This is a genomic window from Sphingobium sp. CFD-1 (genome assembly GCF_024611115.1).
Classification (GTDB): domain Bacteria; phylum Pseudomonadota; class Alphaproteobacteria; order Sphingomonadales; family Sphingomonadaceae; genus Sphingobium; species Sphingobium baderi_A.
On the sequence record NZ_CP084398.1, the window covers coordinates 2,354,239 to 2,380,002 of the forward strand.

At 64.3% G+C, this 25,764-nt stretch carries 30 protein-coding genes; 6 read left to right on the forward strand and 24 right to left on the reverse strand.

Annotation, left to right across the window (positions count from 1 at the left end; genetic code table 11):
• Positions 1-49 precede the first annotated feature (49 nt).
• The 3 genes from LDB26_RS11900 to LDB26_RS11910 all read right to left on the reverse strand — a co-directional run bounded on the left by LDB26_RS11900 (position 50) and on the right by LDB26_RS11910 (position 3,062).
• Positions 50-1,078: a glycosyltransferase family 1 protein gene (locus tag LDB26_RS11900; RefSeq protein ID WP_257538545.1), complete on the reverse strand. Its 1,029-nt coding sequence runs from the start codon at positions 1,076-1,078 to the stop codon at positions 50-52.
• 11 nt (positions 1,079-1,089) lie between these two features.
• Positions 1,090-1,956, reverse strand: coding sequence for a UDP-2,3-diacylglucosamine diphosphatase (locus LDB26_RS11905; protein WP_257538547.1), 867 nt, complete (start codon positions 1,954-1,956; stop codon positions 1,090-1,092).
• 101 nt (positions 1,957-2,057) lie between these two features.
• Positions 2,058-3,062 carry an NAD(P)H-quinone oxidoreductase gene (locus LDB26_RS11910; RefSeq protein WP_062066843.1) on the reverse strand — a complete coding sequence of 335 codons (1,005 nt, stop codon included), beginning with the start codon at positions 3,060-3,062 and terminating at the stop codon, positions 2,058-2,060.
• 98 nt (positions 3,063-3,160) lie between these two features.
• On the opposite strand from LDB26_RS11910, the gene LDB26_RS11915 reads away from it, so the two are divergent.
• The 3 genes from LDB26_RS11915 to LDB26_RS11925 all read left to right on the forward strand — a co-directional run bounded on the left by LDB26_RS11915 (position 3,161) and on the right by LDB26_RS11925 (position 6,602).
• A complete protein-coding gene (locus LDB26_RS11915) occupies positions 3,161-3,358 on the forward strand; it encodes a DUF1192 domain-containing protein (RefSeq protein ID WP_062066846.1) in 198 nt (65 codons plus the stop codon).
• A gap of 171 nt (positions 3,359-3,529) precedes the next feature.
• Positions 3,530-5,848, forward strand: coding sequence for an ATP-dependent Clp protease ATP-binding subunit ClpA (gene clpA / locus LDB26_RS11920; RefSeq protein ID WP_062066849.1), 2,319 nt, complete (start codon positions 3,530-3,532; stop codon positions 5,846-5,848).
• A gap of 124 nt (positions 5,849-5,972) precedes the next feature.
• Positions 5,973-6,602: a glutathione S-transferase family protein gene (locus LDB26_RS11925; RefSeq protein ID WP_257538548.1), complete on the forward strand. Its 630-nt coding sequence runs from the start codon at positions 5,973-5,975 to the stop codon at positions 6,600-6,602.
• Positions 6,603-6,653: 51 nt separating this feature from the next.
• Here the strand turns inward: LDB26_RS11925 and LDB26_RS11930 are convergent, their stop codons facing one another.
• Positions 6,654-7,394 carry a Bax inhibitor-1/YccA family protein gene (locus tag LDB26_RS11930; RefSeq protein ID WP_062068937.1) on the reverse strand — a complete coding sequence of 247 codons (741 nt, stop codon included), beginning with the start codon at positions 7,392-7,394 and terminating at the stop codon, positions 6,654-6,656.
• Between the two features lie 120 nt (positions 7,395-7,514).
• On the opposite strand from LDB26_RS11930, the gene thpR reads away from it, so the two are divergent.
• The gene (gene thpR / locus LDB26_RS11935) at positions 7,515-8,045 is read left to right on the forward strand and encodes an RNA 2',3'-cyclic phosphodiesterase (protein ID WP_257538549.1); all 531 of its coding nucleotides are present in this window, start codon (positions 7,515-7,517) and stop codon (positions 8,043-8,045) included.
• A gap of 73 nt (positions 8,046-8,118) precedes the next feature.
• Here thpR and LDB26_RS11940 read toward each other — a convergent pair whose 3' ends face one another.
• From LDB26_RS11940 to LDB26_RS11990, 11 genes are all read right to left on the reverse strand, one after another.
• Positions 8,119-8,664 carry a superoxide dismutase family protein gene (locus LDB26_RS11940; protein ID WP_257542102.1) on the reverse strand — a complete coding sequence of 182 codons (546 nt, stop codon included), beginning with the start codon at positions 8,662-8,664 and terminating at the stop codon, positions 8,119-8,121.
• A 566-nt stretch (positions 8,665-9,230) separates the two neighbouring features.
• Positions 9,231-10,280: an OmpA family protein gene (locus LDB26_RS11945; RefSeq protein ID WP_062066858.1), complete on the reverse strand. Its 1,050-nt coding sequence runs from the start codon at positions 10,278-10,280 to the stop codon at positions 9,231-9,233.
• Positions 10,281-10,458: 178 nt separating this feature from the next.
• Positions 10,459-10,962 (reverse strand): DUF2793 domain-containing protein, encoded by a 504-nt coding sequence (locus LDB26_RS11950; RefSeq protein ID WP_257538550.1) that lies wholly within the window; start codon positions 10,960-10,962, stop codon positions 10,459-10,461.
• A gap of 29 nt (positions 10,963-10,991) precedes the next feature.
• A complete protein-coding gene (locus LDB26_RS11955; protein ID WP_257538551.1) occupies positions 10,992-13,199 on the reverse strand; it encodes a phage tail protein in 2,208 nt (735 codons plus the stop codon).
• 13 nt (positions 13,200-13,212) lie between these two features.
• Positions 13,213-13,617, reverse strand: coding sequence for a peptidoglycan endopeptidase (locus LDB26_RS11960; protein WP_257538552.1), 405 nt, complete (start codon positions 13,615-13,617; stop codon positions 13,213-13,215).
• Positions 13,614-14,429, reverse strand: a complete 816-nt coding sequence (locus tag LDB26_RS11965; protein ID WP_257538553.1) for a DUF2163 domain-containing protein — start codon at positions 14,427-14,429, stop codon at positions 13,614-13,616. The genes LDB26_RS11960 and LDB26_RS11965 overlap by 4 nt, the downstream gene beginning before the upstream one ends.
• On the reverse strand, positions 14,426-16,756 hold the full coding sequence (locus tag LDB26_RS11970; RefSeq protein WP_257538554.1) for a DUF2460 domain-containing protein: 2,331 nt from the start codon (positions 16,754-16,756) through the stop codon (positions 14,426-14,428). The genes LDB26_RS11965 and LDB26_RS11970 overlap by 4 nt, the downstream gene beginning before the upstream one ends.
• The gene (locus LDB26_RS11975) at positions 16,753-17,319 is read right to left on the reverse strand and encodes a tail tape measure protein (protein WP_257538555.1); all 567 of its coding nucleotides are present in this window, start codon (positions 17,317-17,319) and stop codon (positions 16,753-16,755) included. The genes LDB26_RS11970 and LDB26_RS11975 overlap by 4 nt, the downstream gene beginning before the upstream one ends.
• Before the next feature lie 20 nt (positions 17,320-17,339).
• On the reverse strand, positions 17,340-17,549 hold the full coding sequence (locus tag LDB26_RS11980) for a phage tail assembly chaperone (protein ID WP_062066879.1): 210 nt from the start codon (positions 17,547-17,549) through the stop codon (positions 17,340-17,342).
• Positions 17,546-17,860 carry a gene transfer agent family protein gene (locus tag LDB26_RS11985; protein ID WP_062066882.1) on the reverse strand — a complete coding sequence of 105 codons (315 nt, stop codon included), beginning with the start codon at positions 17,858-17,860 and terminating at the stop codon, positions 17,546-17,548. Before LDB26_RS11985 ends, LDB26_RS11980 begins: the two co-directional genes overlap by 4 nt.
• Positions 17,857-18,264 carry a phage tail tube protein gene (locus tag LDB26_RS11990; protein WP_062066885.1) on the reverse strand — a complete coding sequence of 136 codons (408 nt, stop codon included), beginning with the start codon at positions 18,262-18,264 and terminating at the stop codon, positions 17,857-17,859. Before LDB26_RS11990 ends, LDB26_RS11985 begins: the two co-directional genes overlap by 4 nt.
• Before the next feature lie 55 nt (positions 18,265-18,319).
• On the opposite strand from LDB26_RS11990, the gene LDB26_RS11995 reads away from it, so the two are divergent.
• Positions 18,320-18,643: a hypothetical protein gene (locus LDB26_RS11995; RefSeq protein WP_062066887.1), complete on the forward strand. Its 324-nt coding sequence runs from the start codon at positions 18,320-18,322 to the stop codon at positions 18,641-18,643.
• Positions 18,644-18,770: 127 nt separating this feature from the next.
• Here the strand turns inward: LDB26_RS11995 and LDB26_RS12000 are convergent, their stop codons facing one another.
• From LDB26_RS12000 to LDB26_RS12035, 8 genes are all read right to left on the reverse strand, one after another.
• A complete protein-coding gene (locus LDB26_RS12000) occupies positions 18,771-19,178 on the reverse strand; it encodes a DUF3168 domain-containing protein (RefSeq protein WP_062066890.1) in 408 nt (135 codons plus the stop codon).
• Positions 19,175-19,357 carry a hypothetical protein gene (locus LDB26_RS12005; RefSeq protein ID WP_231746315.1) on the reverse strand — a complete coding sequence of 61 codons (183 nt, stop codon included), beginning with the start codon at positions 19,355-19,357 and terminating at the stop codon, positions 19,175-19,177. The genes LDB26_RS12000 and LDB26_RS12005 overlap by 4 nt, the downstream gene beginning before the upstream one ends.
• A gap of 20 nt (positions 19,358-19,377) precedes the next feature.
• Positions 19,378-19,920, reverse strand: coding sequence for a phage head-tail connector protein (locus LDB26_RS12010; protein ID WP_062066893.1), 543 nt, complete (start codon positions 19,918-19,920; stop codon positions 19,378-19,380).
• The gene (locus LDB26_RS12015) at positions 19,917-20,195 is read right to left on the reverse strand and encodes a hypothetical protein (protein WP_062066896.1); all 279 of its coding nucleotides are present in this window, start codon (positions 20,193-20,195) and stop codon (positions 19,917-19,919) included. Before LDB26_RS12015 ends, LDB26_RS12010 begins: the two co-directional genes overlap by 4 nt.
• A gap of 159 nt (positions 20,196-20,354) precedes the next feature.
• On the reverse strand, positions 20,355-22,004 hold the full coding sequence (locus LDB26_RS12020) for a tail fiber domain-containing protein (protein WP_257538557.1): 1,650 nt from the start codon (positions 22,002-22,004) through the stop codon (positions 20,355-20,357).
• A gap of 70 nt (positions 22,005-22,074) precedes the next feature.
• Positions 22,075-23,202 (reverse strand): phage major capsid protein, encoded by a 1,128-nt coding sequence (locus tag LDB26_RS12025; RefSeq protein ID WP_257538558.1) that lies wholly within the window; start codon positions 23,200-23,202, stop codon positions 22,075-22,077.
• Positions 23,203-23,303: 101 nt separating this feature from the next.
• Positions 23,304-23,738, reverse strand: coding sequence for an HK97 family phage prohead protease (locus LDB26_RS12030; RefSeq protein WP_257538559.1), 435 nt, complete (start codon positions 23,736-23,738; stop codon positions 23,304-23,306).
• Positions 23,735-24,055 carry a DUF6127 family protein gene (locus tag LDB26_RS12035; RefSeq protein WP_062068943.1) on the reverse strand — a complete coding sequence of 107 codons (321 nt, stop codon included), beginning with the start codon at positions 24,053-24,055 and terminating at the stop codon, positions 23,735-23,737. The genes LDB26_RS12030 and LDB26_RS12035 overlap by 4 nt, the downstream gene beginning before the upstream one ends.
• Before the next feature lie 58 nt (positions 24,056-24,113).
• Here LDB26_RS12035 and LDB26_RS12040 point away from each other — a divergent pair, with 58 nt between their 5' ends.
• Complete coding sequence (locus tag LDB26_RS12040) at positions 24,114-24,284, forward strand: hypothetical protein (RefSeq protein WP_197413616.1); 171 nt, start codon at positions 24,114-24,116, stop codon at positions 24,282-24,284.
• On the opposite strand, the gene LDB26_RS12045 is transcribed toward LDB26_RS12040, so the two are convergent.
• Entirely contained in the window at positions 24,281-25,411 is a 1,131-nt protein-coding gene (locus LDB26_RS12045; RefSeq protein ID WP_062066909.1) for a phage portal protein, read from the reverse strand. The two genes, LDB26_RS12040 and LDB26_RS12045, sit on opposite strands and share 4 nt — an antisense overlap.
• Positions 25,412-25,764 lie beyond the last annotated feature (353 nt).

A 25,764-nucleotide genomic window follows, 5' to 3' on the forward strand; every position in this document is an offset into this window, starting at 1 on the left:
ATGACGGCTTTGGGATAATGCATGACGGCTTGCGGAGCAAGGAAAAGCGTCAGGCTGCGCCGTTCAGTCTTTCGCGGCCGATCGGGTGTAAACCAGACAGGAAATCTTCCGCGCTGTTTTCCCAGGTGAATGTCTGGCCATGGGCCGCGCACATGCCCCGGTCGCAGCGCAAGGCGGCGGCGATCGCTTCATCCAGATCCTCAGCCAGCGTGCCCGTTGTGGCGGAGACGATGTCGACCGGTCCCGAAACCGGATAGGCTGCGACAGGCGTCCCGCAGGCAAGCGCCTCAATCATGACAAGACCGAATGTATCGGTTCGGCTGGGAAAGACGAAAACGTCCGCGCCTGCATAGGCGCCCGCCAGTGCATCGCCAAACATCGCGCCCATGAAATGCGCCTGCGGGTAAGCCCGTTCGAGCATCGAACGCGCCGGCCCATCCCCGATAACCACCTTGCTTCCGGGATGTCTGCTGGCGAGGAAAGCCTCCAGATTTTTCTCTATCGCGACGCGCCCCACATAAAGTTGGATCGGCCGGGGCAAATTCGCGAAGAGCGCAGGCGGTATCGCTTGCGGCGTAAAGGCGGCCAAATCCACCCCCCTGCCCCATGGCCTTACCTGCGCGACCCCATGGGCGCGAAGCTGCCGGCGCACGGAGCGGGTGGACACCAGCACCGCCTGCGCGGGACCGTGGAACCAGCGGATATAACGCCAGAACCAGCCCGCAGGCAGGCCGGTGCGCCGCGCCACATATTCCGGGAAATGCGTGTGGTAAGCGGTGGTAAACGGCACTCCGTTCCGCAGGCACCAACGCCGCGCGGCAAGGCATAGCGGCCCTTCGGTCGCCAAATGCACGGCATCGGGCCGAAACCCGGAAATGGCCTGCCCCACCACAGCGGAGCGGACCAGCGCCAGGCGGATTTCAGGATAGGTGGGGCAGGGAATGGAGCCATAAAGATCGGGCGAGATTATCTTGACCGCATGTCCTTTGCTTAGAAGCTGCGACTGCATCATCTGAAGCGTGCGGACCACGCCGTTTATCTGGGGCTGCCAGGCGTCCGTGACGATGGCAATACGCATGGCCGCCGCCTTCACGCCGCGATGCGCGGCTGTTCGCCTACGCCGCGAGCCGCAATCTCATCTGCCCAATGGAGTATCTCCATCCGCCCGTCGAAATGCTCGACCAGGGCCGTGCAACCTTCGACCCAGTCACCATCATTATAATATTGGATGCCGCCGATCTCGCGCATTTCGGCATTGTGGATGTGGCCGCACACGACGCCATCCACGCCCCGCGCGCCCGCTTCATGCGCGACCACTTCCTCAAAGCGGGAGATAAAGGAAACGGCGTTCTTGACCTTGTGTTTCGCCATCTTCGACAGCGACCAATAGGGCAGCCCCATGCGCTGCCGCACCGCATTGACGATCACGTTGAGGCGCATGAGCATGGTGTAGGCGGCATCCCCCACGAAAGCGAGCCAACGATGGGCCAGCATGATCGTGTCAAACTCATCGCCATGCAGAACCAACAGCTTGCGACCGTCGGCCGTATCATGGATAGCCTTGCGCCTGATCTCCACGCCGCCGAAGTTGAGGCCGGTGAATTGCCGGAACATCTCATCATGATTGCCGGGGATATAGACGACCCGCGTGCCGCGCTTGGCTCGCTTCATCATGCGCCAGACCACGTCATTATGGCTGGCGGGCCAATAAAAGCGCTTCTTCAAACGCCAGCCGTCGATGATGTCGCCAACCAGATAGATGATGTCGCTGTCGACGCTGTCGAGGAAATCGATCAGCATCTTCGCATTGCAACCGCGCGTGCCCAGATGGATGTCCGAAATCCAGATGGCGCGATAACGGCGGCGGCCATGGCCTGGCCGTTCAGGAAAATGCGGCTCCCGCATCAGACCTTCTTCGAGGTCCGACAGGAAAGGCAGGCGCGTCACAGCGTCCATCACAGTCTGTCCTCAAGGCTGTTGTCCTTGAGGCAGGAGCCTTAGCCTCCTTATGTTACAAATCCGCGCCGAATGTTACGGAAATACGACATTGCAGGGGATCAGACGGTCAGAACGATCTTCCCGAAATGCTCGCCCGCATCCATGCGCGCGTGCGCCTTTGCCGCTTCCACGAGAGGGAAGCGCTGATCCATCGCCGGCCGCAACCGGCCTTCCTCCACCATGGGCCAGACGACCCGCATCAGCTCTTCGGCGACCAGCGTCTTGAAGGAGACCGGACGGCTGCGAAGCGTCGATCCGGTCAGCGTCAACCGCTTGCTCATGATAGTGGGAAGAAACACGGTGCTTTTGGCACCGCCCAGCACGGCGATCGAAACATGGCGGCCATCTTCGGCCAGACACTCGATATTGCGCGGCACATAATCGCCGCCCACCATGTCCAGCACGGCCTGGCACCCCTCCCCGCCGGTGATGCGCCTGACCTCCGCGACGAAATCCTGCGTGCGATAGTTGATGGCGTGATGCGCGCCCCATTGCCGCGCCTGCTCGCATTTTTCGTCGCTGCCGCAGGTCACGATGATGGTGATGTCGAACAGCCGGCACAGCGTGATCGCCATGGTGCCGATGCCGCTCGTCCCGCCATGCACCAATACGGTATCGCCTTCGACCACATAGGCCCGCTCGAAAAGATTGGTCCATACGGTAAACAGCGTCTCCGGCAGGGCGGCCGCCTCGACGATATCGTAACTGTCCGGCACCGGCAGGCATTGGCCCGCGGGCGCAACCGCATATTCCGCATATCCTCCGCCCGGCAGCAGAGCGCATACCCGCTGCCCCACCAATGCTCCGGATTGGGAAGCGGCAGCCACGATGGTGCCTGATACTTCAAGTCCCGGAATATCCGGCGCTCCGGGCGGCGGCGGATATTTGCCCATGCGCTGCAGGACGTCCGGGCGATTGACGCCAGCCGCAGCTACCCGGATCAATACTTCGCCTTCCATCGGAAGCGGGACCGGACGCCGTTCCGGCACAAGCGCTTCCGGCCCACCCGGCGCGGAAATGCCGATGGCCATCATTTCATCCGGCACTGCGCTCTCAAAACCCATGACTCGCCGCCCCCGATCGCATCGCTACATCATAGAAATCGCATGTGAAGTTTGCGCCCTTATTGACAGACTGCCTTGCAGGGTCAACATTGGCTTTCATGGACTTGGACGACGATCTGCCACGCAAGGCCGATAATCCGCTGGCCCAGTTGATCCGACAGGATTTGGGGCCGTTGTCCGTTGCCGATCTGGAAGCGCGTATCAAAGCGCTGGAGGGTGAATTAGCCCGAACCCGATCAAAGATTGAAAGCGCCGTTAACCATAAGGCAACCGCCGAGGCGTTATTCAAGCGATGAACCCGCGCCTCGCCCCTAGCGACCCCAGGATGGGCTTTCATTCTTCGGGTTTTCTGGGGCACGGGCAGTCCGGCAATTCCGGCGATCAGGACAGGCATCTTGATCCGCCGTCGAGCAATGCCGACATATGGTTCAAGATCGCCCCTTCTTGGGGCCAGGAGTAGAACAGACATGCCATCTTTCGCACCCGCTCTCGAGACCACGCTGCACAATGCGCTGACTCATGCGTCCGAGCGTCATCATGAATATGCGACGCTGGAGCATCTCCTGCTCGCCCTGATCGACGACGAGCATGCGTCGAAAGTGATGCAGGCCTGCGGCGTGGAGCTTGGCGAACTGGGCGACGCCGTCACCCAATATCTCGACCATGAACTCGACAGCCTGAAGGTGGAGGGCCAGTCCGACCCCTCCCCCACCAGCGGTTTTCAGCGCGTCGTCCAGCGCGCGATCCTGCACGTCCAGTCATCCGGCAAGGATGAGGTGACGGGCGCCAATGTCCTCGTCGCGCTCTTTTCGGAGCGGGAGAGCTATGCCGTCTATTTCCTCCAGCAGCAGGATATGAGCCGCCTCGACGCGGTCAGCTATATCAGCCACGGCGTCGGTAAGGGCACGTCCGCGCCCGAAGCGCGCGAAGCGAAGGGCGCTCAGGAAGAAGAAAAGAAGGCGCAGGACAGCAAGGGCAAGAAGGACAGCGCCCTGGAGCAGTTCACCGTCAACCTCAACGAAAAGGCCGAGCGGGGTAAGGTCGATCCGCTGATCGGCCGCGCGGCCGAAGTCGACCGGACGATCCAGATCCTCTGCCGCCGATCGAAGAACAACCCGCTCTATGTAGGCGATCCGGGCGTCGGCAAGACAGCCATCGCCGAAGGTCTGGCGCGCAAGATCATAGAGGGCGACGTGCCCGACGTGCTCAGGGAAGCCGTGATCTATTCGCTCGACATGGGCGCGCTGCTTGCCGGAACCCGTTATCGCGGCGATTTCGAGGAGCGGCTGAAGGCCGTCGTCACCGAGCTTGAGAAGATGCCTCATGCGGTGCTCTTCATCGACGAAATCCACACCGTCATCGGCGCGGGCGCGACCAGCGGCGGCGCGATGGATGCGTCCAACCTGCTGAAACCTGCCTTGTCCGGCGGTACGATCCGCTGCATCGGCTCGACCACCTACAAGGAATTTCGCAATCATTTCGAGAAGGACCGCGCCCTGCTGCGCCGGTTCCAGAAGATCGACGTCAACGAACCCACGGTAGAGGACACGATCAAGATTCTCGCGGGCCTGCGGAGCGCCTTTGAGGAGCATCACAACGTCAAATATACGCCCGACGCGATCAAGTCGGCGGTCGAGCTTTCGGCTCGCTACATCAACGACCGCAAGCTTCCCGACAAAGCCATCGATGTGATTGATGAAGTCGGGGCGATGCAGATGCTGGTAGTGCCTTCAAAGCGCAAGAAAACGATCACCCCCAAGGAGATCGAAGCGGTCATCGCCACCATGGCGCGCATCCCGCCCAAGACGGTGTCGAGCGACGACAAGACGGTGCTGGGCGCGCTGGACACCGATCTCAAGCGCGTGGTCTTCGGCCAGGACAAGGCGATCGAGGTGCTCAGTTCCGCGATCAAGCTGTCCCGCGCGGGACTGCGCGATCCGGACAAGCCGATCGGCAACTATCTCTTCTCCGGCCCCACCGGCGTCGGCAAGACAGAGGTCGCGCGCCAGCTCGCCAACCTGCTCGGCATCCCGCTCCAGCGTTTCGACATGTCGGAATATATGGAGCGCCACTCGGTCAGCCGCCTGATCGGCGCGCCTCCGGGTTATGTCGGCTATGATCAGGGCGGCCTGCTGACCGACGCGGTGGATCAGAATCCGCACAGCGTCCTGCTGCTGGACGAGATCGAAAAGGCGCATCCCGACTTGTTCAACATCCTGTTGCAGGTCATGGATAACGGCCGCCTGACCGATCACCATGGCAAGACCGTCGATTTCCGCAATACCATCCTCATCATGACCACCAATGCCGGTGCGTCGGACATGGAGAAGGAGAGCATCGGTTTCGGCAACATCACGCGCGGCGATGTGCAGGAGGATGCGGTGAAGAAGCTTTTCACCCCCGAATTCCGCAACCGTCTCGATGCAGTGGTTCCCTTCGGCTATCTGCCGCCGGAAATCGTCGCCCGCGTCATCGACAAGTTCGTGCTCCAGCTCGAACTGCAACTGGCCGACCGCGATGTCCACATCACGCTGGACGATGATGCGAAGGCATGGCTGACGGCGCGCGGCTATGACAAGCTCTATGGCGCGCGTCCCATGGGCCGTCTGATGCAGGAGAAGATCAAGCAGCCGCTGGCCGAGGAACTTCTGTTCGGCAAGCTCGTCCATGGCGGTGAAGTCCATGTCCGGCTGAAGGACGATGCCCTCGCCTTCGAAATCACGCCCGCCGCGCCCAAAAAGGGCAAGAAGGGTGGCAAGCCGAAGGCAGCCGAACAGGCAAAATAAGCGTCGGGTAATCCGGATAGAAAAGGGCGGCCTCCGGCTGCCCTTTTCTATATCCCTGCCGTCGTAAAGTGGCCCCTTACCTTCCGAACCTGCTACAGCATGGCAAAGCCAAGGGAGAGCTTCGATGGCAGAGATCACCTTCTACACAAACCCCATGTCACGCGGCCAGATCGTGCGATGGATGCTGGAGGAGGTTGGCGAACCATATGACCTCGTCCCACTCGACTATGGCACCGGCATGAAGGCATCCGACTACCTCGCCATCAATCCCATGGGCAAGGTTCCCGCTATCGTCCATGCCGGAAAAACGATCACCGAAGCCGCAGCCATCTGCGCCTATCTGGCTGATGCCTTCCCGGCGGCCCATCTTGCTCCGCCCATTGACCGCCGCGCCGATTATTACCGCTGGCTCTTTTTCGCGGCTGGTCCCGTGGAAGCAGCGGTGACCAACAAGGCTCTTGGCTTCATCATCCCGGAAGGCCGGGAACGAATGGCGGGATATGGAACGTTCGACCACACCATAGATGCATTGGAAAGCGCCGTTTCAGGCCCCGGCTGGATTTGCGGCGATCAGTTTACCGCAGCCGATGTCTATGTCGGCGCGCAGATTGATTGGGGACTTCAATTCGGCACCATTCCCAACCGCCCATCCTTTGATGCCTATGCCGTCCGCCTTCGCGACCGTCCCGGCTATCAGCGGCAGAGGGAATTGGACAATGCTCTGATCGCCAAGATGCGGCGAAACAGCCAATAAAAAGCCCGGCAGAATGAACCGCCGGGCCTTCCCATCAAATATAATCTTTGCTCAGTCCCGGCTGCTACCCATGAAGCGCAGCAGGAACAGGAACATGTTGATGAAGTCGAGATAAAGGTTCAGCGCCCCCATCACGACCGACTTGCCCATCATATCCGTGCCCGCGACATGGGCGTAGATGCTCTTGATTTTCTGCGTGTCATAGGCCGTCAGGCCCGCGAACAGCAAAACGCCGACGACGCTGATCACCAGATCCATAACGCTGGAACGCAGGAACAGGTTGATGAGGCATGCCACCAGCAAGCCCACGAGCCCCATGATGAGGAAGGTGCCAAAGCCTGACAAATCCTTCTTCGTCGTATAGCCCCACAGGCTCAATCCCGCGAAGGCTGCTGCCGTGGCAAAAAAAGTCTGCGCGATCGACGTGCCGGTATAAACCAGGAAGATCGACGCCAGCGACAGGCCCATCACCGCGGCATAGGCCCAGAACATCGCCTGCATTGCAAAAGTAGAAAGCCGGTTTACGCCAAAGCTCATCACCATGACGAAGACAAGCGGGGCGAACATGATGACATATTTCAGGATGCCGGGGCCTGCCAGGATCTGCAACGCCAGACCGCTGGAGGCGAACAGCATGGCGACCAAACCCGTCAGCAGAACGCCGCTCGCCATATAGTTATAAACCGACAGCATATAGGCCCGCAGGCCAGCGTCAAACGCCTCGCCGCGCGCTACCGTGGCGCCGCCGCCAAAGCCCGCAATGTCGGAACGGGGGTCGGACCAGTTGGCCATGAGTAAATTCTCCTTCGCCGGCATCCATCCGCCGGTTTTTGCATTATCGGCTGTTCCGTCACTGAATTCAAGCGGTCTGACGGACATGACGAACCCAGGCCGGAAACCTATATAAAGGCTATGCATCGCCTGTTCATCGCCATTCGCCCACCCCTCTTCATCCGCTCTCAGCTACGGACGCTGATGGAAGGCATTGCAGGCGCGCGCTGGCAGAATGACGATCAGCTTCATTTGACCCTTCGTTTCATCGGCGAAGTGGATCAACATATGGCCAATGATCTGGCCGATCTGTTGGGAACGGTTCGGTTCCATCCCTTTACCGTCGAACTTGGCAGCGTGGGTTGCTTTGCATCCAATGGTCGACCCAATAGCCTGTGGGTTGGCCTACGCCCTTGTGACGCGCTCATGATCTTGCACCGCAAAATCGACCATCTCTGCGTCACGCTCGGCCTGAAACCGGACGCTCGCGCCTATCTGCCGCATATTACGATCGCACGGTGCGGACGGTCCACTGCATCGGTCGAGCCATTCATGCAGCGCCATGCGAACTTTTCAAGCGCGCCGTTCGAGGTGAGCGGCTTTTCATTATATGAAAGCCATCTCGGTGGAGAAGGGGCAACCTATAATCAGGTTGCCCACTATCCCGCCTAAACCAATGCAGGTTCCGCAGTCAGAGCCTATTTATCTCATCTCTCGCGCGCTTTTCCATCATCCATGCGCCGCGTCAGCCCGCAGTCAACACCCCGCACGCCACGCGTCCGCCCGCATTGCCGGCAGGGTCCGTTTTATTGTCATCCGCCTGCGCGTGGATGACGACAGCCGCCCCATCTGCATCCAGCAACGGCGCCGCACCGGAACTGACAAGCCCGCCGGGGATCACATATTCCATCTCACCCGTGCCATCCGCCCCGGCGAGCATGTTGGGCATATCACCCATATGCATGCCTTGGGGATTATCCTTGCCGTGCTGACGACCCGTCGGATTCCAGTGCCCGCCTGCGCTCGCGAAATCGGGCGCAGTACAGACTCCGGTGGTATGAAGATGAACCGCATGAAGCCCAGGCGTCAGCCCCTCCGCCCGCACGAAAACATGCAGGCCATCCGCTGCCTGAGTGACCTTCGCCTCTCCTCGTGCCGTAGCATCGCCCGCCAGCAGTTTTGCATGCGCCACGGGCGCCTCGGCGAGAGAAGCCGGTTCATTGGAAGCCGTCGCGCAAGCCCCAACGGTGGTGAACAAGGGCAAAGCCCAAGCGATCGAAGCAAATTTCATGGAGCAAACTCCCGGATACAAACAGGAAAGCGAACGCAGCAAGAGATGATTTGTTGCACGTTCGAACCAACTTGTCATCGGTTCCCATGAAAGAATGGGATTTTGGTCGGCGCGTTCGAATAGCCCACGCATCTCCAAAATGCATCGCCAACTCAATCCATGAGCGGTGAAACAGGGCTGAACGGATAAGCAACTCACAAAAGAGCCGCTTGCAACTCGCAAACGGGCGATGGTTTTCGGCCAATTGCGGACATTTACCGAAACATCAACATCCGTTCGCCCTGAGCAGGCGCTGCGCCCTTCGACTGACTGCTTGCAATAGTAGTTTCAGGATAAACTTGGCCTCTGACCAGGCCGAATACCCCTATCGAAGAGGCTGGCACCACCTATGCCTTCGATACGCCACTACGATAAGCTCAGTGCTCAGGACGAATGGGGAAGGAAGCGGACGATCCCGCCGCCCCATGAAAACATTCGGCATCAAGGTTTGCAAACCGCAAATCGCAACGAAAAAGGGCCGGTCTTGCGACCGGCCCTCTTCCATCTTTCCCGAAACGGGAGGTCGATTACTGACCCGAACCCGGACCGTAGGTGATTTCCACGCGACGGTTCTGCAGTTCGCGAACGCCGTCGGCGGTTTCGACGCGGGGGTTCGATTCACCGAACGCCTGGGTCGTCATCACGCCGTCAGGGATACCCTTCGACGCCATGTAGGCCTTGACCGCATCAGCACGGCGCTGAGACAGGCCGACGTTGTACGATGCCGAACCCGAACGGTCCGCATAACCCGCCAGCATGACCTGGGCGCTGCCGCAGTTGCTGTAGGCCGAAACCGCGTTGTCCAGAATGGTGGCTGCGTCAGGCGTAACGTCCGACTTATCCCATTCGAAGAACACGATGTACGGTCCAGGGCTGCATTCCACGACCGGCGGAGGCGGCGGCGGAGGCGGCGGAGGCGGCGGGGGTGGCGGCGGAGGCGGCGGCGGAGCAGCCGGCTCACCGAAGTTGTAGGTCAGGCCAAGCAGCAGGCTGTGCGTACGCAGCTTGGTCCGAACATCCGACCCAGCCGGGCCAGCCGTGGCATAGTCGTTGACCAGCTTGATCTTGTCCTGGTTGAAGAAGCGATACTTCAACGAAACATCGACATTGCTGCTCAGCGGATAGCGAACACCCGCCAGTGCCTGCCAGGCAAAGCCCGTATCGCTGTCATTGACGAGATCCGTAGCCAGCTTGCCGCGCGAAACGCCGACACCGCCACCGACAAAGCCCTGAAGGCCGTCATCGGGACCGAAGTCAAGCAAGCCGTTCAGCATGAACGAAAGGGCAGAGGCCGCACCACCGAAGCCGGACTTGTCCAGATCAACCTTGGCGCGCTTGTAGGCCGCTTCAGCTTCAAGACGGAAGCTACCGAAATCGTAGCCGATGTTGGCGTCGAAATCATAACCCTTGTGGTAATCGACGTCCGGAACCGTCACTCCGGGATTGAACCTGATATCCTGATCTTCGACCAGCAGCACACCGGCGTCTACGCCGACATACCAACTATTGTCACGCGCCAGAGCCGGGGTGGCCAGGGCGCTAGTCGCAAGAGCAGCCGCGAGGGCAAGCTTCCGCATTTGGATTCCCCTTTCAAAAGTGTCACGAAGGACTGCTGAAACCCTGTATCCACAAGAAAGTTTCATGGCAAGTCCACAATTAGCGAAACTGTTGCAAAAAAGACGCAACAGGAAGGGTTTAGCGCCTTTGCCGAGCTAATCGGAAGCGCTCATTCGATGATGGCACATATCAACATAGTTATGCAGCGATTAATCCGTGCGTCCGCAATATATTGAGAATCGCATCTATCGCCCCGCGAGCCTGACCGTCTATCACCAAGCCGCCCGAAGGATTGCCGATAGCGCCCATACGCTCCCCCACAACACGGGCGTCATTCACATATAGACCATCGGGACGACAGGCGCCGAAACGCCATACCGCACCATCATGATGCATCGCATGGCCACGGTCCACCACCCAGAGCGCGAGTCCCGCCATCGCCGAAGCGAAGCGCCAGCCACCCTCGGTCCAGCAGGCCACCATGCCTTCCCGCCCCACCCATTCGCCCGAAGCATCCGCGCCGACGATCCAGCATTCCCCGGCCGATGGTGTTGCGGGCGGTTCCCCCAGATCGGCGCTCTGCACCTGTCCGTGCAACAGCATGTCGATGCGCGTCAGCGCCTCATTGTGAAACATTTCCTTCTGCGCCTGCCCCGCGAAAAGCAGCGGCAGTTCCCAGCGCGGCGTCATATCCATCGTCATTGCCAACTCCCCTCAACGCTACATGGCCTTCAGGCCGGAATGGCGACACGGGCCGGCCGCCCCATCGCGCGGGATCCGATCTGCCGGATTTCCAGAATGCAGTCGGCCGCGCCCGCTCCCGCCATGTCATCGGAAACCATCGCCGCGTCATAGAGCCAGACCGGCTCGGCCGTTTCGGCGCGCCGTTTCACCTCAGCACCGCGCAGAACTCGCAGTTCATAACGCTCGCTCTCTTCTCCCAGAGGCACGTCTCCGCCACTGCTCCAGCGCCATCCGTCGCGGCTGCGCCTTGTCCAGCCGATGCGCCACCCTCCCGCGCCGTCAGGAACCAGCCGGACATGCACGGGGGAAGGCGGCTTCAACGCTTCCCCCCTGATGGCGAGCGCTGCCTCGACCGGCTCCACGTCACCGATCCCGATCGCGCTCAACCGCAGCAGCGCGCCCTCCTCCCCTTCCGCGCCCAGGGCCGCGAGAGGCTCGATCAACCGATCTTCCTCCAGCAACAGGAATCCCTCTCCGCCGACATGGGCGTCCATTGCCCATTCGGTGCCGCGCAAACCGCGCCGCAAACCGGAAAGACGATAGCTCAGGGGACTTGTCCTTACCGCCCGGCTGAACTGCATCAACTCATCCCCGACCAGACACAGGTTGCTGCCCTGCGCCAGAGCCAGCTCATTGGCGTCCATCAATTCCATGTCTTGCGCCAGCAAGGTGACGAACAGCGAATGGCTTTCATCGACCAGCGTGGCGCTCCCTCCTGGCAAGGCCGCATCGGCCCGCCCCATCGTGGCGCGCGGCGCAGTTCTGCCTGCGGGAGCGGCCTCGCCCAACTCATTCATCACGAACAGAGCAGCTCCGCGCCAGCCCGCTCCACCACCAGCGGCCGCGACAAGGATCGGCGTGCTAACGGTTCCGTCCTTCAAATTGGGCAGGTCGGCCAATAGCAAGCTGGTCGGACCATGCGGCGCATCGATTTCTCGTACGATGGCGCCCGACGATGCGCCCGGGGGAATGGTTCCCTCCGCCCCCGGCACCCGGCGCAAGGACAAGCGGACCGCCATGGCCTCCCATTCCCGTTCCTCGATCCGCCAGAGGCCCGCTTCGCCTTCGAGGGTGACGACCGATCCGGGCTGGCGGCATAATGCTTCCCAACCGCAACGCAGCGTCAGGCCAGCGCGTCCCGCCCAATACGCCCCCAGCCGTTCTCCAGCCAAAGCCCGCGCCACGTCGCCGGTCAGTACGGCGGGCAATTCCAGGCCCTGCTCCAGCCGTCCCGGGCCAGGCCGCGTGACGCGCTGCATCCCCGCCTGATAATCCCGCGACGCATCATAATGGCGGACCGATAGCGCCACCGGCACGGCATCGGCCGCCGCGCCGGATCGCTCCAGCGCGTCCAGCGCCCGCCCGTTCACGCGCCCGCACTGGCTCGCCGCTGGAATGTCGTGAGAGGCCTCCCGCCATTCCGGGCTTATCGCAAGCCCCTCCTCTCCCGCCGCAAGAGCCAGTCCGAAGGTTTCGACCAACGGCGCAAGGGCGTCCTCCAGATCGCTACCGCCCGCCGCATAGCCATCCACGCTCGTCAGCCCCTCGCCACCAATCCGCCCCTCGCTCAGCCCCGTGGCGATTGCGCCGATAGAAACCGCGCCGTCATCCGCTTGGACCTCAAAGGTCAGTGATGGGATACGATTGCCATAATCGGCCAGCGACAAATCCTCGAAAACGGCATAGGCAATTCCCCGATGCGCCGGGGTTTGCGATGCCCCCTGCTTCGACGCGATCAAGGGATCTACCGCCTGATCCTCCTCTCCGCGATAAAGCCGGAAGTCCCCCAGAGCGGTCTTGAAATCGCCCGACGCCCCGCGCAGCAGATTGCCATCGGCCCATATCCGCTTCACCGATCGCACCGCCCGCGCCGAAAGGGCCACTGCAAAGCTCGCCGAATAGCTATAGGTCGTGACGCTCGGTTGCCCCTTCCCTCCGCCGCTTTTCTTCTTCGTCTCGCGCAGGTCGGTGGCCCAGATAACCGTGCCCGCCACGCGCATCGTCCCGAACAGCTTCGGGATCTGCGTGCCATAGGTCGATGTCTGGATATGCAGGTCCTGCAACCGCGGACCTTGCCGCCCCTTCGGCTTGAACAGCGCGCCATGGTCAAAGGCGTTGCCGACCAGCCCGCCCAGCGCCGCGCCGATGGGACCGCCGAAAACCGATCCCACGGCGGTCAGAACAACTGTTGCCATATTCCAATACCCCTCAAATCGCGCGCCAATGGCTGATGATCGGCCAGGGCGAACCTCCCGGCATTTCGACGACCTGCCGCAACCCCGCATGGGCATGGACGAAGCCGCCCGGCACCCGGATCATCAGATGCAGATGCAGCGGCCCCGGCCGCACCAGCGCCAGGTCGCCGGCCTTCGCCGTCGCCACTCTTCGCAATCCCGCCTGTTCCAGCCATGTTTCGATCCGTCCCACATCGCTCGTCCGCAGCGCGTAGCCGCTGGGCGCCATCCCCGAATGCCCCGCCCGGCCCAACGCCACCGCCGCCAGCCCGACGCAGTCCAGCCCCAGTTCCGCGCTGCGCCCATGCAATCGAAAAGGGACGCCGACCAAAGCCCGGGCCTCCGCGACGATCCGCGCCGCCATGCGCTCGCCGCTCATGCGCCGGGATAACGGGTCAGCAGGTCCGTGCCCGGCAGATAAGGCTCGCCCCGGAAATTGACGACATTGCCGAAGCGCGCGGCGCAGGTCGCCAGTTGCCGGTCACATCCCTCCGTCAGCAAAGCCAATGTTCCCGCCGCCACCGCGAAGGGCGGCGGATCGGCCAGTGTCGCCCGGTCGGTTTCATTGTCCGTCACCGCCTGAACGACCCCGCTATTGCCGCCGGTCAGCCAGCGCAGCGTGCCAAAGGCATAAGCGCCCGCGGTCAGCCCTTCGACCTGCGCCACGCCATCCTCGATACCAGAAACCACCACGATGCGCCTGCGTCCGGCCATGTCCGCCCGGCACTGCCGGTCGCCCAGCCGCGCCCTGCAATCCGGCGAAGTCGAAGGCACGACCGCGCTCCGCAGCGTATTGGTCGCGCCCAGCAGTTCCGCCGTGAAAGCGCCGCCCCTGCGCCCCACAGCGCCTATCTCCCCCCGCGCCAGCAACAGCCACAGCGCGCCCGGCTCCTCCCATTCGGTAAGCCGCACCTCCAGCGCCGCGCCATCCCAACGTCCTGCCATCAGGTCATCCTCGCTGATGGCGTCGGATGTCAGCGCGCCCTCGACATCCATGTCCGCGCCCTCCGCCGTGATGCCGCTGCGGATGGCCGAAGGCATCATGCCCGGCGCGGCGCGATAGCGGACATGATCGACAGTCAGGTCGCGGTCATGGCTGGTGAGGCCCATCGTCACGCCATCCCGCCGCTCCAGCCGCCAACAGAAGGCCAGCGTGCACAGCGGCTTGCCCAATATCTCCGCCGCACTCATTCCCGGATCTCCACCAGCGGCACCGATGGCGCCTCCCCGGCGGCGAAGGTCGCCCGGTTGATGTCCAGCCGGTCCTCGGCAAAACGCACCGGCACGTCGAAGCGGAAACCGGCGGTCAGCACCGCGCCCTCCGGCGGCGCGGCGTCAAAGGCGATGACGCCCAGCCCCGCATGGCTCCAGCCGGAAAGCTGCTCGACGCCATCCACGGCGACCCTGACAGATCCCGACACCGGACGCGTGATGGCCCGCGCCTGCGCCTCCTCCCCCTCGCCATAGAAGCGCATGAGCTGGAACTCCGCCATTATGCCGTCACCCACGCCCAATCGTTGGTCGATCGGCCCTGGCGTTCCGCCCGACGCGCAGCTTCGATTGTCGAACGGATCGGTGAAACGGAACCCCCGCGCCGCGCCCCGCCGCGCCCGGAAGAAGGCGATCAGCTCTCCAATATCCGCTTCCGACCGCACGCCCGGCCCCGCATCGAAGGACAGGCGCGCATCGGCCCAATCGCTCGTCCTGCGCTCATGGCCGGATGGGCTTTCCACGATCTGCGTCGAAAAGGCGGGGGACAGGCTGGCCTCTCGCCCCACGCTCAAAGGAAAGACAATATCATCAAATGCTTGCATATCTTTTCCCCCATCCAGTCTGAAGCAGGTGAAGCCATCGCGCGCGACCTGCGGCAGCGCCCAGATGAACGTCGCCGCCGTGCCGCGCCGGATGGCGGCGTCCGCTTCCCCGGCGATCTCCCGCCATTGCGCGGCATCCTCCGGCGTCAGCACGAAGCCCGAAAAATAATGCTGCCGCTCGATCGGATAGCCCAGCCGCGCCGTCGCCTCTTCGACACCGCGCGCAGTCAGCCGCCTGCGTCCCTGCGTCACCCAGTCATAATCTTCCAGTTGCAGCACATCGAAGGCCGGGTCCGCCCACCCTATCGGCATGTTCGCCCGCTTGGCCTCCGGCGCGAGCGGATCGAGCACCGTCGGCAGATAAGCCAACAAATGCGTTACCGCCTCCGGAGCCAGCGCCTTCACCGCCGCGCAGAGGGAAGTCGTGGACGCCGCCAATATCGCCCCCGCCGCATCCAGCAGCGCTTTCTGCCCGGCAGAAAGCGTCCCCCGCACATCCGGGATCGAAACGGGACTTCCCCCCAGCGCCGCCCGCGCCGCATCGTCATACAGGCAGATGCGTCCATCGGCGGGCATCACCCACCACCATGGCTCCCCGACCTGAAACTTGACGGCAATATCTTCGGACAAAGCCATGGTAACAAAGGAAGAAGATACCGCCTGCAGATAGCTCATTGCACCGGCATGGGCCGGGGACAGCAATGTCGAAGGCGGCGTCCAGCCCGTCAGCGCCGGATCGCCATTCTCCGCCCGCTGCTTCCATGCCTCCGGGCAATGCGCGTCGAACAGTTCATAGGACAGCGACCAGATCACCCCCAGCCCCATGGTCTTCGCCCGCCGCGCGAAATCGGCGTGCCATACCGCGCAGGGCGTATTCAGCGCTCCGCCGTCCAGGGTGACAACATGCCCTCCCCCAACAGACAAGAGCCGGAAATAATGGCTCATGCCGACATAATGATTGATGTCGCCGCGATAGCCGAGCGCATGGATCGCCGCGATAATCCGCTCCGGCGTCTGGTTCAGGCAATCGTCATAGCCCGTCGCCATCGACAGCCCATGTTCGGGCACCACCACATCGCCCACCGCCAGCACCGATCCTGCGCCATCGCACCTGATGCCGGACAACTCCGCCCAGCCTTCGACGCCCGCCGCAAAGACCGTATCGCCCGCATCATAATCGAGCGGCGCGAGCGAAACGAACATCCGGTCGATATCCCCCGCCCACACCGGATCGCTCTCCTCCGGCATAAGAAATCCGCCCTCAAGGCGAGAGAAATCCAGAATGATTTCCGTATCTTCTGGATCGCCATTGGCATAGTTCCACAAGCGCACATACCAGGACCGCGTATGGCCTTCCGCATCGCGCCCCTCGATGGTCAGCGTCGGCCCATGCGTCTGGTCCAGCCGCCTGAGACCACCGCTCCGCCAGCGAAAGCGCAGCACGCAATCGCGGAAATCGCGCGCCGTCTCATAAGCCAGCAGCGGGTGACTCCATTTGTCCTCCGCTTCCCAGATCAGCCCGGCCAGATCGCCCGAGCCGTAAAAGACCGCATCCACCCGCAGGGCATCGGGCGCTGTCGTCACCACGCTCGCCATCATCGGCCGGGGAAAATTCACCGTCCAATGGGTCGGCGCGAACCGCTTCATGAAACGCGTTTCCTGCCCGCCCCGCTCTTTCGTCAGCCAATAGCCGATCCCGCTCATCCGTTCAGCGCCCCTTTCACCGCCCGGGCCACCTGCCGCGCACTGCGCGCCAGCAGCCGGGGATTATCCTGCCCGTCGCCTCGTCCCTGCACTGCGATGCTCACCCGCACGTCGCGCCCGCCGCCGCCGCCATGCGCGACGACCTGCCCGCTCGCCGTGGGCACGAACAGTTCCGGTCCCCGCTCACCCACCACATAAGCGCGGCCCGGCCCCACCGGCCCGCCCGTCGCCCGCCCCGGCAGCCCCAGGGCCGACCCGATCAGCGAAGCCCCCACATTCAGCAGCCCGCCGCCGCCTCCACCGCCAATCGACCCCATCGCCGATCGCAAAGCGCCACGGGCAATATCGTCCAGCACCGACAGCGCCATGCGCCGCAGATCTTCGAACCCGAACTTGCCCGTTCGCGCCGCCCTCAGCAGCCCTTGTTCGATCCGCCGCCCCGCTCGTTCGGCGCCCGCCGCCAGCGGCCCTTCCATCCCGGCGCGCATCGCTTCCACATCGCGCGCCAGCCCCTGCGTGTCGGCGCGCACGCGCACGACCAGCGTGTCGACTTCCTCTTCCATCGAGATTCCTCCTGTCCGCCTCAGCGATCCGGCATCATCGCGCGCAGCCGCTCCAGATCGCCCGCGTCCACGCCAGCCTCCGGCCCTTCCTCGCCCCGCGCCGCCTTCAGCACGGCCGCCAGTTCCGCGGGCGTCGCGCGCCAGAACTCGTCGGGCCGCCACCCCAGCAGCCAACCCGCGATCCCCGCCAACGCCGCCGCCCGCTCCGCAAGCCGCGTCGCCGCGCTCATTTGCCCGTCAATATCTGCTGCAATATGGTCCGCAGCACCGGCGTCACCTTCGCCAGTCCCAGCGCCAGGATCGCCTCGCCCATCGCTTCGCGCGTCAGCCCGCCGCTGCGATCCGTCAGGCAATGCCAGAACAGCGCCGCCATATCGCCCAGCGACAGCTTCCCGTCCGCCGCCCGTTCCACCAGTTCGAACAGCGGCCCCACTTCCTCCTCCGCCGCCACCAGCGCGGCAAAGCTGGGGCGCAGCGTCAGCACCTGCCCGCCCAGTTCCAGCGCGGCCTCGCCCCGCGCCGCGTTCGCCGCCGCGCTCATTGCGACACCACCGGGCCGGAGCTTTCCAGGCTCAGCGCATAGTTGCGCTCGCCATTATAATCGCCCGCATAGTCGAGCCGCGTGACCAGGAATCGCCCCCGCATCCGCTCCCCGCTTTCAAAGCTCAGTTCATATTCGTCGATGGTGCCGGACAGGGCATGGTTGCGGATCCGCACTTCCGCCGCCGATCCGGTGAAGATGCCCGCCGCCGACACGCTGACCGACCGCACGCCCGCGCCGGACAGCAACTCGCGCCAACCCCCGCTATCCTTGCTGGTGACGTTCACCGCCTCGCCATTGACGGATAATTGCGTGGTCCGCATCCCCGCTACCGTTGCGTAGCTTGCCGGGCTGCCGCCATCGCCGACCTTGAGCAGAAACGCACTTCCTTTTTCGACGCCCATGGCGCATTCTCCTTTTCGTTAACCCGTGCCAGAATCAAGCTGTGGAGAGGGTCCGATGCTTGTTGCAGTTCCTTTGGTGATGATGCTTGCAGCCGCCCCCGCGGCTGACCCTGTCGGTGCCGGGCGCAAGGCCTATTCCCAATGCCTTTCGGCGCAGATTCAGCCTGCGCTCGACAAGAAATTGGCGCTGGGCGATTTCCAGTCCGCGCTGAAGGCGAAGTGCGGCGACAAGGAAGCCGCCTTCCGCGCCGCCATCGTGGCGGACGACAAGACCAGCGGCATGTCGGAGCAGGAAGCCCAGTCCGACGCCAACGATCAGGTGTCCGAATATATGGACAAGATCACCTCTGAATATGAGGATTATCTCAGCCCGGCCTGATCGGCCTCACGCCGAATGGCGGTTTTGGATGGGAAATCGACCGGCCGCTTTCCCTACATGGGTGGGTGCGTCCGCGATTGGCCAAAATTCGTCACTTCTCCAATATCCACACTCCACCGAAATCCCCTCAGCCCGCCTCCCGCACCAGGCGCAGCCGATAGTCCGCAATGGCGCGCCAGCCGCGATCCCGCCCCGATTGCCGGGCGATACGGGAACGCAGCAACTGCGTAGTAACGATCCGCCAACCCTCGCCCGCTTCCGTCATCGCCTTCACCACGGCATCCACCCGCGCCAGCAGCGGCGCGATGCGGGCAGGCGTCTCGCCCATGTCATGCAGACTGATCGACAAACGCAATTCCCGTCCGTCGACATCCTTCGCCCCCCAATCCGCGCCAAGACACTCTTCCACCGCGGCATAGGGCGACGTCGCCCGGTCGGGCGCGCCATCGAACAGACCATTAAGCCCGTCCATCAACGTCATATCCTGCTTCAGCGCCGCGATCATGGCGGCGCGAACCGTTATTTCCGCGCTCATGCCCTGCCCCTTCCTGCTTCACGCAGCGTCAGATCACCCATCCATCGCGCCATCAGTCCGCGCCCCGATGCCCGGACATTTTCTCCGTCCACCCGCACCGATGCCACGCCCGCATCGCTCATCGCCTGCGCGATCGCGGCCCGCCTTCGCGCCGCGCCAGCTTCCGCCAGCGCAGTCATGCGCCTTTGCCATGCCTCCCTCATGCCAGCCGCATCCGCCGCCATGGCCGCCACAGCGCACTGACGACCGCAGGCGGCGCCGCGCCTTCGCCGCTGCGCGCCGCGTGATGATCCGCCGCCAGCCGCACGATCCCCTGCCGGATCGCTTCGGGCAGACCGTTCATATCCTCCGCCATTCCCGCCCGATAACGCACGCAAAGCCGCCGCCCGCCGCCCACGCCCCTCAGCCGCACCCAGCCCTCGCCCGACGCATCGATGTCGATCGCATAGCGTTCCGGCGGCAACGCCTCTTCCACGCCCGCCGCGTCCACCGCCCGCACATCGAGGATCGCCGCCACCGGCCGCGCCGACAGCCGTTGCCAGCGGCCATCGCCGGACACTGTTTCCCGCGCCTCGCGTACGATCAGCCATTGCCCGACAAAACCCTCGCACAGCGCCGCCGCGCTTCGCAGCAATCCTGCCAGCACTGCATCCTCATCACTCGTCGCTATTCGCAGATAGGCCTTTAATTCCGCCAGCGATGCCGCCAGCGCGCCCGCTTCCCCTTGCGCCGCCATCATCATCGCTCCTCCACCCGCACATGGATCGACCGCTCATCTTCCTGCCCGTCGGACAGGGCGACGCGGTTGGTCACATAATAAAGCCGCCCCACAGCGCCACCGCTCAGCCGCACGCTGGTCCGCAAATCCTCGAACGCATCGGCCTCCACCACGATGCCGCCCGCTTCGGCGGGACTGACATGCCACACGCTCGCGACGACATGCTGCCCGGCCAGATAGGCCGACCAGTCGATTTCATGGTCGATCCGCGCCTGCGGATCTTTCAGATAGAGGTTCATCTTATCCTGCTTCCTCCCGTCGCTTCGGGCCTCGCGGGGCCTGTCCTGCCTTCCATGCGCTGCTTCTGACCGGGTCGCGTTCCGGCCAGCCAGCTACCCGGCCAGACCAGTGACGCGCGCGCATTGCCCGCATCGCCAATCGGCAATGCGCCAAGCGCCTCACCCTCCATCGCCGGGGCCTCCGCTCAACTGGGCCAGCGCCGCCTCGATCCCGGCGATCCGCCTGCGTTGCCAGGCTGCTTCCAGCGCCAGACATTCCTCATAGCGCAGCCCCCATCGGTCCCCGGCGTCCCGGCCGGGACGGACGATCTGCCCCTCCTCATCCCGTTCTTCCGTTTCCGCCTCCCAGCTATCTAAGCAGACGAGGCCCAGCCGCACCGCTTCCCCTGCGCCCATGCGCGCGTCGATCGCGTCGCGCACCTGCTGCGCGATCAGGCCGACATGCCAGCGCGCATCGCCGCCTTTCAACGCCACGGCATCGACGAAGCGAAAGCGCCGCCACGTCACGTCGCCCCACGCGTCGAGCAGCGCTTCGGGAATATCGTCCACATCCCGCTTTTCCCGCGCGTCGGACGTGTTGATCGTGCCGGTGCCCGCATAGACCACGGACCAGCGGCTGGTGGCCGCTCCCAGCGCGAAATTATTATCCCCGCCGGGGGTCATGGCGGCGGAACTGATCCGGACACGCACGGCCCGTGTGGTCGATCCGATGGCGGTGGTGGCGATGGCTATGTCCGCGCCATAGCCGGAGCTGGAATAATCCTCCGTCGCATAGGCATAGACAGCCGCGACATTGGCGGTCCAGCCGTTCGACACGGCTTGATAGCCGGCCATATACATACCGCCCAATATATCGGACGTCTGGACCGGGGCGGGCGTGGAAACCGTTCCGCGCGCGCGCCGTCCCGCGATCGCGGCGCTGGCGGCCGAGGTGCCGGCGAAACGGTTGATATAGGGGTCGCCGGTCGTCACCACGCCAAAGCTGTCGAACACCGCGCTCCCGCCGGTGATCGCCACCGCGCCCGCATTCTGCGTCGCCATGCTTCCCAGTTCCAGATTAGCCCGCGCCTGCGCGGCCGTGGAAGCTCCCGTCCCGCCATCCGCAATGGCCAGGTCGTCGATGCCGCTGATTCTGCCCCCGCCGATCTGCGCGTCATCGCTCACGATGGAAACCGCATGCAGCGCTGACCAGCGCCGCGACGGGCTGCCCAGCGCCTGCGCGTCATCCTCGTCCGGCAGCATGTCGCCGCCCGCATCCTGCACGCCCAGCGTCACCCGCGCCGCCGCCGCATCGGCATCGTCCAGCAACGACCGCGCAAAGGGCGTGCAGGAAATGGCCTCCGCACTCTCCATCCCCGTAAAGCACAGCAGCCGGTCCGCCCCTCCCTCCACGCCCGCCAGCGCATCCAGCACGCCGCTCGCCGCCTGCTTGCCCGCCAGCGCCGCCTCGATCCCGCTCAGGTCCGGCGGCGCATGATCATGCGCCTCCACCGCCCGCGCCCATGCCGCGTGCAGCGCCAGCGCGACCCGCTTCTCCCCCGCGGCGAAATCCACCGCCGCGCCGCCCGCCGACGAAGCGCCGACCGTCCGCGCCAGCCGCCCCTCGCCGTCCAGCATCCCGCTGCCCGCCTCCCACTGGCTCGCATCCGTCACGCCCACGATCACATAGGGAAAGCGCGCGCCTGTCCCCACCGCATCGGCAAAGGCGCGATAGCCCATCATCGCGCCGCCCAGCGTCAGCGGCCCCGTCCCGACATCGTAACAGACCTCCCGCACCAGATCGGCCATTTCCCAATCCGTGATCGCCACGCCCGTCTCCCCACCAAACAAAAAGGGGGACGCGAACGCCCCCCAAAGTTAATCCGCCGTCACCCCCGCATCAGGAAGCGGCGAACTTCATCAGCTTGATCGCCTCGCTGTTCGCCACCGCGCCGCCGATCCGCTTGACGGCATAGAAGTGGACGAAGGGCTTGTTGCTGAACGGATCGCGCAGGATGCTCGTCTCGCTGCGTTCCGCGATCACATAGCCCGCATGGAAATTGCCGAAGGCGATCGACAGGCTGTTCGCGCCGATGTCCGGCATGTCCTCGGCCTCCACCACCGGATAGCCCAGCAGCGTCGCAGGCTGCCCCGCGCTCATCGAAGGCTGCCACAGGAACGCGCCGTCGCTGGTCTTCATCTTGCGGATGGCCGCCAGGGTCGCCGAATTCATCACGAACGACGCCCCCTGCCGATAGGGCGCGCGCAGGCTCTGCACCAGATCGATGAGCTTGTCCTGCGGATTGGACGCCGCAAAACCGCCCGCCGCGCCCGAAGCCACATATTGCAGCGACCCGAAAGCCCGCACTCCGTCCGCCTCGTTGGTCGTCGTATAGGTCAGGAACCCCTTGGGCTTGTTCGTGCCATTGCCACCCACGAAGGCCGCGCCCTCCGCCGCCGCGAACTCGCGGGAAATCTCCCCGGCCAGCCAGCCTTCCACGTCGAACTGCGTATCGTCCAGCATCGCCTGAGACGCCGCCGGATTGGCGTAAAGCTCGCCCGAAGGCGGCGCGATCTCGTTGAAGCTCGGCGTCCCTGTCTCGGCCCTTGCGCCCGTCTCGCTGGCCCAGCCCGACACGATGCCGCCCGCGCTCACCAGCTTGCGATAGCCCGCGCTCCCCGTCCGCACCACATTGGCGATGGAACGGATCGGCGAAATCGCCTTCAGCGTGCTGTCGATCACCGCATCGATCTCTCGCGGCACCGCATAGCCGCCCGCAGCCCCGCTCGCGCCCGAAAAGCTCTTCAGCTCCACGCCCGCCTCAAGCCCCTGCCGCAGATAGCGATCCACGAAGGCCGCCCGCGCCGGATCGACCGCACCGCCCTTCACGCCATCCAGCGCCGGGCGCTGCCCGGAGAGAAAAGCGCCGTCCACCCGACCTTTCAGCGCAGCAAGATCACCTTCCACAGCCGCGATCCTTTCCCCCTGAAGCACCGCGTCAAAGCTGTTCTCCAACATATCCGTCATCGACTTCTCCTTGCCACAAAACGAAAAAGGCGGCCCCGCAGGACCGCCAAAAACCTTCTCCCCATCGGGAAGAAGGATACGAAACCTTGCCAGCCTGCTGGCTAGGCGAAGTTGGAGGAGTGGGCCTCTCCGCCCTCCTCCACCGCAATCACCCGCGCCAAGGGCTGCATCGGATGGGTGACGATGCTCACCTCCACCAGGTCCAGCCCCAGCAACTCGCGCGGCCCCGCGCCCCGCGCCTCCCGCACCCGGTAGCCGAAGGACAGCCCGTCCACCGCCTTCTCCCGCAGCATCCGCGCCGCAGCGCGTCCCGCCGCCGTCCTTGCCGACACGCGCCCGATCACGCGCAGCCCCCGCGCATCCTCCTCCAGCCGCTCGACCGATCCGATCACCTCGCCCGGCCCATGCTGCCACAGCAGCGGCACGCCCGTCGCCCGCGCGCTGCCGAAAGCCCCGGCCCGCACCACGTCGCCGCCCCGGTCCACCCGGTCGAACACCGCCGCATAACCGGCAAAGCGCACATCGTCCCCGCTCATCCGCGCACCAAGCCCAGCAAACCCATCTTCACCGCCAGCCCCAGCAGCACCAGAGCCATGGCGATCCGCACCGCCCAACCGACGACAGCGCCCCGCGCCGCCTTCTTCGCGTCGCGCCACGCCGACAGCAGTTCCCGCAACTCCCTCATGTCGCCCTCCGCCCGTCGATCCGCCAGCCCCAGCCGCTCCAGCGCCCGTCCCGCGCCCAGTTCGCTTGCCTCCTCGATCAGCGCGCGGATCATCACCATGTCCGCGCTCATCGGCTGAGCCTCCGCCTGCGCGACCAGCCGCGCCAGCATCTCCCCATCATATTTCATCGCACACCGCTCCCCGCCGCCCTTTTCCAGCCGCGCCGCATCGCCTATGTCCCACGCCATGAAACGCGTTACCCGCAAATGGCTGATCGTCCTTGTCCTCGTCGCCCTCGGCGGTCTCGCCTGGTGGGCGGACCTCTTCACCGTGGGCGACTGCCTGATGCAGGGCGGGCGCTGGAACTGGGGCGGACATTTCTGCCGCCTCGATTCCCTCGCCCAACCTCTGCTTTAGGCGATCATCAGCATCGCCTTCTTCTCCTCCGCCGTCAGGAAATCGGCGGCCGCCACGCGGTCCCACAGCGCCGCCCGCTCCTCCGCCAGAGCAGGCACGGCGTCCAGATCGGCCTCGACCCGCGCGCCCGGCCACCAACTGCACAGCCCCTGCGAAAGCCCCGCGCACAGCTTGGCCACCAGCGGCAGGATCGTCTGCCGCCACAGCGCCCGGTTCGCCTCGCGATAATTGGCATAGGTGTTGTCGCCCGGCAGCCCCAGCAGCATCGGCGGCACGCCAAAGGCCAGCGCGATCTCCCGCGCCGCCGCCGCCTTCAACCCCACGAAATCCATCTCGGCGGGCGACAGGCTGAGCGCCTTCCAATTGAGGCCGCCCTCCAGCAGCATCGGCCGCCCGGCATTGGCCGCGCCTGCAAAGGCGGCGTCCATCTCCTGCCTGACCCGCTCGAACTGCTCCGGCGACATCACCGACCCGTCGCCCGGATCATAGACCATCGCCCCGCTCGGCCGCGCCGCATTGTCGAGCAGCGCCTTGTTCCACACCGTCGCGGCATTGTGGATCGCCACCGCGCCCGCCGCCGCGCCGACGCAGCCCAGCCCATAATGATCGTCCAGCGGGTGTAGCGCTTTGAGGTGAATGATGCTCGTGCGCCCTGCGCCGTCCTCCGGCGTCAGGCGCGTCACGCTGTCCCCCACGCGATAGAGATAAGCGGCGGGCCAGCCCCGCGCATCGGCCTCCACGCTCACCCTTTCGGGGCGCAGCGCATAAAGCTCGGTCGGCGTCCCGTCCGCGCCCGCCAATATCTGCACATAACCATTGCCGTGCAACAGCAGGTGGCAGGCCAGCGTCTCGACCAGCGCCTGCCCCGCCGAACAGCGGTTGACCAGCCCCAGCACTCGCGCCGCCGCCTCCGGCTCCACGCCGCAGACTTTCAGCGCCGTCGCGCCCGCCGCTTCGCACACCAGCCGCATCGCCCGCTGCGCGATGGGATTGCCGATCACCCCGGCCCGCACCTGCGCTTCATAAGAGGCAGGCCATTCCCCCAGAGCCACGCCGCCCGATCCCCAGGCGCGCGCCAGCACCGGCCGCGCCCCATCGCGCGCCGCTTTCGTCCCGAACCATTTCATGACAAACCCCGTCTTTTCAGGAAAAATATACTAGGCCGCGGACAGAACGGCCCTTTTCGGCCAAGGGCGGCCATGCCCAAACCCACCTCCATTCGTCCTGAGTAGGTAGCCACTGAGCTTGTCGAAGTGGCGTATCGCCCCTACTCAGGCCGAACCGGGAGAGGGCTGAAATAGCAACATCCGCCAACCACCCGGAGCCGCCCTCACCACGATCACAAAAAATCCCCGCCCCTTATCCGGAAGCGAGGATAAAAAGATTCTCCGGCAGGGGAAGAAGCCATAACAGCCCCTCCTGCCCTTGCCCTTCTCCCCCTTTGGGGGAAAGGATACGGCCCCTTGCCAACAAGCTCGCC